Raw genomic sequence first — 5,170 nt, 5'->3', positions numbered from 1 at the left:
GCGCGGCCGGGTCCTCGACGGGGTGCGCGACTAGGTGGCGTACCGTGTGGGCGTAGATCAGGGTGCCGAGCGCCGCGAGACCCGCGACGAGCCGGTCCACGGCGGGCCCGGGCTCGTCGTGGCCGGCGCCCCCGCCCGCCGGCAGCGGCGACACGTCACCGGCCGGCCCGATCGGGGCGGCAAGGGGTCGCGCGCCGACGGCGGCGGCCCGCGCGGCGGCGGCCAGGGTCGGCAGGTCGTCGACGCCGACGCGCAACGCGCCACCGAACACGCCGGTCGCGTCACCGTCGAGGGCGTCCAGCGGGCCGGCGTCGACGATCTGGCCGCGCTCCTCGCGCACGGCGGTCCGTCCGGGCACCGGCGGGTCGGTCAGCACCAGTGCCACGGTCGGTCCCACCGGGCTGGTGGCGAGGTGCCGCAGTACGGCGGTGTGCGCCACCAGGTCGGTGCCACTGATCAGCAGCGGCCCGTCGGCGGCGTCGGCCAGCTCGGCCAGCTCGTCGAGGGTGGCGGCGAAGCGCACGTCGGCCGCCCCGGCCCGGCGCAGCTGGGCGGCGAGTCGGTCGGCCAGCGGCTCGCCGGACGCGGTGCGCAGGCTCGCCGCGGCCGTCCCGGCGGCGAGCACGATCGCGAGCGTCACCGCGGAACCGCGGCGTGGTACGCGTCGAGCGCCTCGGCGATGGTGCCGTCGAGCGTCAACCGGCCCGCGTCGAGGTACAACCCCCGACGGCAGAACCGGGTCAGGTCCTTTTCGTTGTGTGACACCAGCACGAGCGTGCGCCCCTCCCCGAGCAGACGTTCAATCGTCGCGTAACACTTCTTGCGGAACTCCGCGTCGCCGACCGCGGTCACCTCGTCCATCAGCAGGATCGGGTGCGGCAGGTGCGAGATGATCGCGAAGCCGAGCCGCACCTTCATTCCCGACGAGTAGTGCCGCACCGACGTGTCGATGGCCCGTTCCACCTGCTCACCGGCGAACTCGACGATCTCGTCGAAGTGCCGCTTCAGGTAGCTCGTCGACAGCCCGTGCAGCCCACCGACCAGGTGCAGGTTCTCCCGCCCGGTCAGGTCGTTGGAGAAGCCGGCGGACAACTCCAGCAGCGGCGCCACCGCGCCGTGCACCCGGATGTCGCCCTCGTCGGGGATGAGCACCCCGGCGATCAGCCGCAGCAGGGTGCTCTTGCCGGTGCCGTTGCGGCCGATCACCCCGACGGTCTCGCCCGGCTCGACGGTGAACGACACGTCGCGCAGCGGCCAGAACTGGCCGGGCAGGGCGCCCCGGGCGCCCCGGTGGATGAACAGCTCGCGCAGCCGCAGTTGGCGGCGCCGGTTGCGGACGAACCGGATGCCCAGACCGTCCGCCTCGATGATCGGCGCGGCCACGTCAGAGTTCCTTGAGCACGGCGGGTTCCAACCGGCGGAACGACCACCAACCGGCGGCCAGCACCAGCAGGCTGCCGACGACCGTGGTGGCGAGCAGGCGGGTGTCCGGGAACTCGTCCGGGTACCAGATCGCGTGGTGCAGCTGGAAGATCCCGACCAGCGGGTTCAGCTCGTACGCCACCTTCAGCCAGCCCGGCAGGCCGGACTCCCGGACCAGGCTGAGCGGATAGATGATCGGCGTGGCGTAGAACAGCACCCGGATGATCAGCCGCAGGAACCGCTCCACGTCGCGCATCAGCACGTTCCACGCGGACAACAGCAGGGCCAGCCCGATCAGCAGCACCGCCTGCACCGCCACCGCGAGCGGCAGGGCGAGCAGCGACCAGCCGGGGTGGATCTTGCCGCGCGCCGCGTAGATCACCGCGATACCGATCAGGATCGGCAGGCCGGCCGCGTACTCGGCGAACCGACCGGTGACCCGGCCGATCGGGAACACCTGCCGCGGCACGTTCATCGTGGTGATCAGCCGGGACTGGCCGGTCAGGGCGTTGGTGGCCTCGCTCAACGCCGAACTGGCCCACATCCAGGCGAAGATCCCGGTGATCAGGAACAACGGGTACGACCCGGCCGCCTCGCCGAGGTGCCGACCGGTGTCGCGGGAGTAGAGCACCCCGAAGACGAACCAGTAGATGGCGCCCATGCCGAGTGGCTCGATCAGCGACCAGAAGTAACCCAGCACCGACTGCTGGTACTTGACCGCCAGATCCCGTCGGACCAGGATGCGCAGCGAGTTGCGGTGCGACCACAGGGCCGCGACGCCAGAGGTCACCGCAGCCTCCCGCCTCCTGAAAACGGACGCCAGGTTAGCAGTCGGTGAACGAATGCCCCGAATCGGCGGGGTTCAGCACTCGATCACGTTGACGGCCAGACCGCCCCGCGCCGTCTCCTTGTACTTGACCTTCATGTCGGCGCCCGTCTCCCGCATGGTCTTGATGACCTTGTCCAGCGACACCTTGTGCACGCCGTCGCCGCGCAGGGCCAACCGGGCGGCCGTGATCGCCTTGATGCTAGCCACCGCGTTCCGCTCGATGCAGGGGATCTGCACCAGGCCACCCACCGGGTCACAGGTCAACCCGAGGTTGTGCTCCATCCCGATCTCGGCGGCGTTCTCCACCTGTTCGGGAGTGCCACCGAGCACCTCGGCCAGCCCCGCCGCCGCCATCGAGCAGGCCGAGCCGACCTCACCCTGACAGCCGACCTCCGCGCCGGAGATCGACGCGTTCTCCTTGAACAGCACGCCGATCGCGCCGGCCGCCAGCAGGAACCGCACCACGCCGTCGTCGTCGGCGCCGGGCACGAACCGGGCGTAGTAGTGCAGCACCGCCGGGATGATCCCCGCCGCGCCGTTCGTCGGCGCGGTGACCACCCGGCCGCCCGCCGCGTTCTCCTCGTTGACCGCGAGCGCGAACAGCGTCACCCAGTCCATCGCGTGCAGCGGGTCGGCCGTCCCGGCGTCCGCCTCCAGGCCGCGCCGCAGCTCCGCCGCGCGCCGCCGAACCTTCAACCCACCAGGGAGTACGCCGTCCCGCTCATAGCCGCGCTGCACGCACTCCCGCATGACCCGCCAGATCTCCAGCAGGCCGGCCCGGATCTCCGCCTCGCTGCGCCACGAGCGCTCGTTGGCGAGCATCACCTCGCTGATCGACAGCCCGGTGCGGGTGGTGACCTCGAGGAGCTGCGCCCCGGTCAGGAACGGGTATCGCACCCGCGTGCTGTCCGGCTTGATGCGGTCCGCGCCCGCCGCCGCCTCGTCCACCACGAAGCCACCGCCGACGGAGTAGTAGCTGCGGGCCCGGACCTGCTCCCCGGCCGCGTCGAAGGCCACGAAGGTCATCCCGTTCGGGTGGTACGGCAGCGACCGGCGACGGTGCAGCGTCAGGTCCCGGTCCGGATCGAAGTCGATCTCGTGCGCACCCAGCAGACTGATCCGCCGCTCGGCGCGGATCCGCTCGACCCGAGGACCGACGGTGTCGGTGTCGACCGTCTCCGGCGCCTCGCCGGCCAGCCCCAGCAGCACCGCCCGGTCGCTTCCGTGCCCGTGCCCGGTCGCGCCCAGCGAACCGAACAGCTCGGCCTGCACCCGCGCCGTCTCGGTGAGCAGCCCGTCGGCCTTGAGCCCGGCCACGAACGTACGGGCGGCCCGCATCGGCCCGACCGTGTGCGAGCTGGACGGCCCGATGCCGACGCTGAAGAGGTCGAAAACACTGATCATGGCTGCGCTTCCTCGGCGTCGTCCCGTCGTACGGGATCCGCCCGGTCGTGGCCGCCGGTCCGGCAGCCCCGCTCGTGGCCGCCCGGTCGGGTGGCCGCCGGTCACCCGGGGTGTGGGTGCCCGACCTGCGAGCCTACCCGCCCAGCTCACCCCTCAACCGAGCACGGCGGCGGGGCCACCCGGCCGCCTCCCGCCGGCCGCTCGTCCGCCACCTTCGCGCAGCCTTCATGATCACGCTCGATCCTTGTTGTAGTGGCCTCGCGAGTGGCGGAAAGCCACTACATCCAGGATCGAGCACGACCTTGACCGGCGCGGGCTGCCGGCGGAGCGCGGGCGCGGGGCCTACGCACGGGGAGCGCGGGGCTTGCGTGCGGGGAGCGCGGGCTGCCGGCGGGGCGCGGGCGCGGGGCCTACGCGCGGGGAGCGCGGGCCGGAGGCGTCGAGCGGGGCCGCACGGGTAAGTACCTACGGGTCCATGGACCGCTGATCCTCCTCGGGACCGAGGGCAGGACGGCCACCCCTTTCTACCGTGGATTGCAGACGCGGCGCACCGCCGCAGAGTGGGAGTACGACGATGAGTCGCAAACTGGTTCGGCCCCGCCAGGGGCGCATGCTCGCCGGTGTCTGCGCCGGCCTCGGTCAGCGGTTCGGCATGTCCGCCGGGATGGTCCGGCTGCTGTTCCTGCTGTCACTGCTGCTGCCCGGCACCCAGGTGATCGTCTACCTGATCCTCTGGATCCTCATGCCGAACGAGGACCGCTACCTCGCCTCCACCGGCCACTGACCACCCCCGCACAGCACAGCGCAGCGCAGTCTGGAGGCCACCACGTCGACGATGTGGTGGCCTCCAGCCACCCCGCTCCTGGACATGGCGCGAATCTCGGGCGGGCACGAATCGCTGGTGGCGCGCGATCGAGTGGCAGCGCGCGGCCCCGCGGTAGCGCACAGCCCCGCGGTGACGCACAGCCCAGCGGTAGCGCGCGGCCCAGCAGTGACGCACAACCCGGCGGTAGCGCACGACCCGGCGGTGACGCACAGCCCAGCGGTGACGCACAGCCCAGCGGTAGCGCGCGGCCCCGCGGTAGCGCACGACCCGGCGGTGACGCACAGCCCGGCGGTGGTGCTGGTGGCCCGCGCGAAAGTCGCGGCGGTGGTGGTCGGTCCGGCGGGCGGGCGCAACCAGCGGCACAACCCGGACTCGCCGCAAGTCATGCCCCGCAGAAACCCTGACCGCAGGGCGTGACCGCGTCGGCGTCACGCGCCCAACCGGCCCTCCACTCCGAGATCTTGGACAGTTTCCGTTAGCTGCTGACGGAAACTGTCCAAGATCTGCTCATACCGCAGCCAGAGGATGGCGCGGACCCGACAAATCGCCCTGGCCGACGCCGACGAGCGGCGTGCACGGGTAATTGCCGACCTGCCAGCGGGGACGCAGGACGAGCACGGCGCGGAGGCAGCCACAGCAACGCGGCCCGGGTCGGTGCGGGCACCGAGCAGCGAGCAGCGAGGAGCAGG

At 72.1% G+C, this 5,170-nt stretch carries 4 protein-coding genes and 1 pseudogene; 1 reads left to right on the top strand and 4 read right to left on the bottom strand.

Annotation, left to right across the window (positions count from 1 at the left end; translation table 11 throughout):
• The 4 genes and pseudogenes from AB0J68_RS00465 to AB0J68_RS00450 all read right to left on the bottom strand — a co-directional run.
• Window positions 1-595 (bottom strand): annotated as a pseudogene (locus AB0J68_RS00465) (CDP-alcohol phosphatidyltransferase family protein); the annotation flags it as partial.
• A gap of 41 nt (window positions 596-636) precedes the next feature.
• Window positions 637-1,383 carry an ABC transporter ATP-binding protein gene (locus AB0J68_RS00460; RefSeq protein WP_354863304.1) on the bottom strand — a complete coding sequence of 249 codons (747 nt, stop codon included), beginning with the start codon at window positions 1,381-1,383 and terminating at the stop codon, window positions 637-639.
• 1 nt (window position 1,384) lies between these two features.
• Window positions 1,385-2,212 carry an ABC transporter permease gene (locus tag AB0J68_RS00455; protein WP_355066676.1) on the bottom strand — a complete coding sequence of 276 codons (828 nt, stop codon included), beginning with the start codon at window positions 2,210-2,212 and terminating at the stop codon, window positions 1,385-1,387.
• Between the two features lie 72 nt (window positions 2,213-2,284).
• Window positions 2,285-3,655 carry an L-serine ammonia-lyase gene (locus AB0J68_RS00450; RefSeq protein WP_363935182.1) on the bottom strand — a complete coding sequence of 457 codons (1,371 nt, stop codon included), beginning with the start codon at window positions 3,653-3,655 and terminating at the stop codon, window positions 2,285-2,287.
• Between the two features lie 574 nt (window positions 3,656-4,229).
• On the opposite strand from AB0J68_RS00450, the gene AB0J68_RS00445 reads away from it, so the two are divergent.
• Window positions 4,230-4,439 carry a PspC domain-containing protein gene (locus tag AB0J68_RS00445; protein ID WP_007454856.1) on the top strand — a complete coding sequence of 70 codons (210 nt, stop codon included), beginning with the start codon at window positions 4,230-4,232 and terminating at the stop codon, window positions 4,437-4,439.
• Window positions 4,440-5,170 lie beyond the last annotated feature (731 nt).

Source organism: Micromonospora sp. NPDC049580 (assembly GCF_040675595.1).
GTDB lineage: Bacteria > Actinomycetota > Actinomycetes > Mycobacteriales > Micromonosporaceae > Micromonospora.
This window is presented reverse-complemented; position numbering and strand designations above follow the sequence as displayed.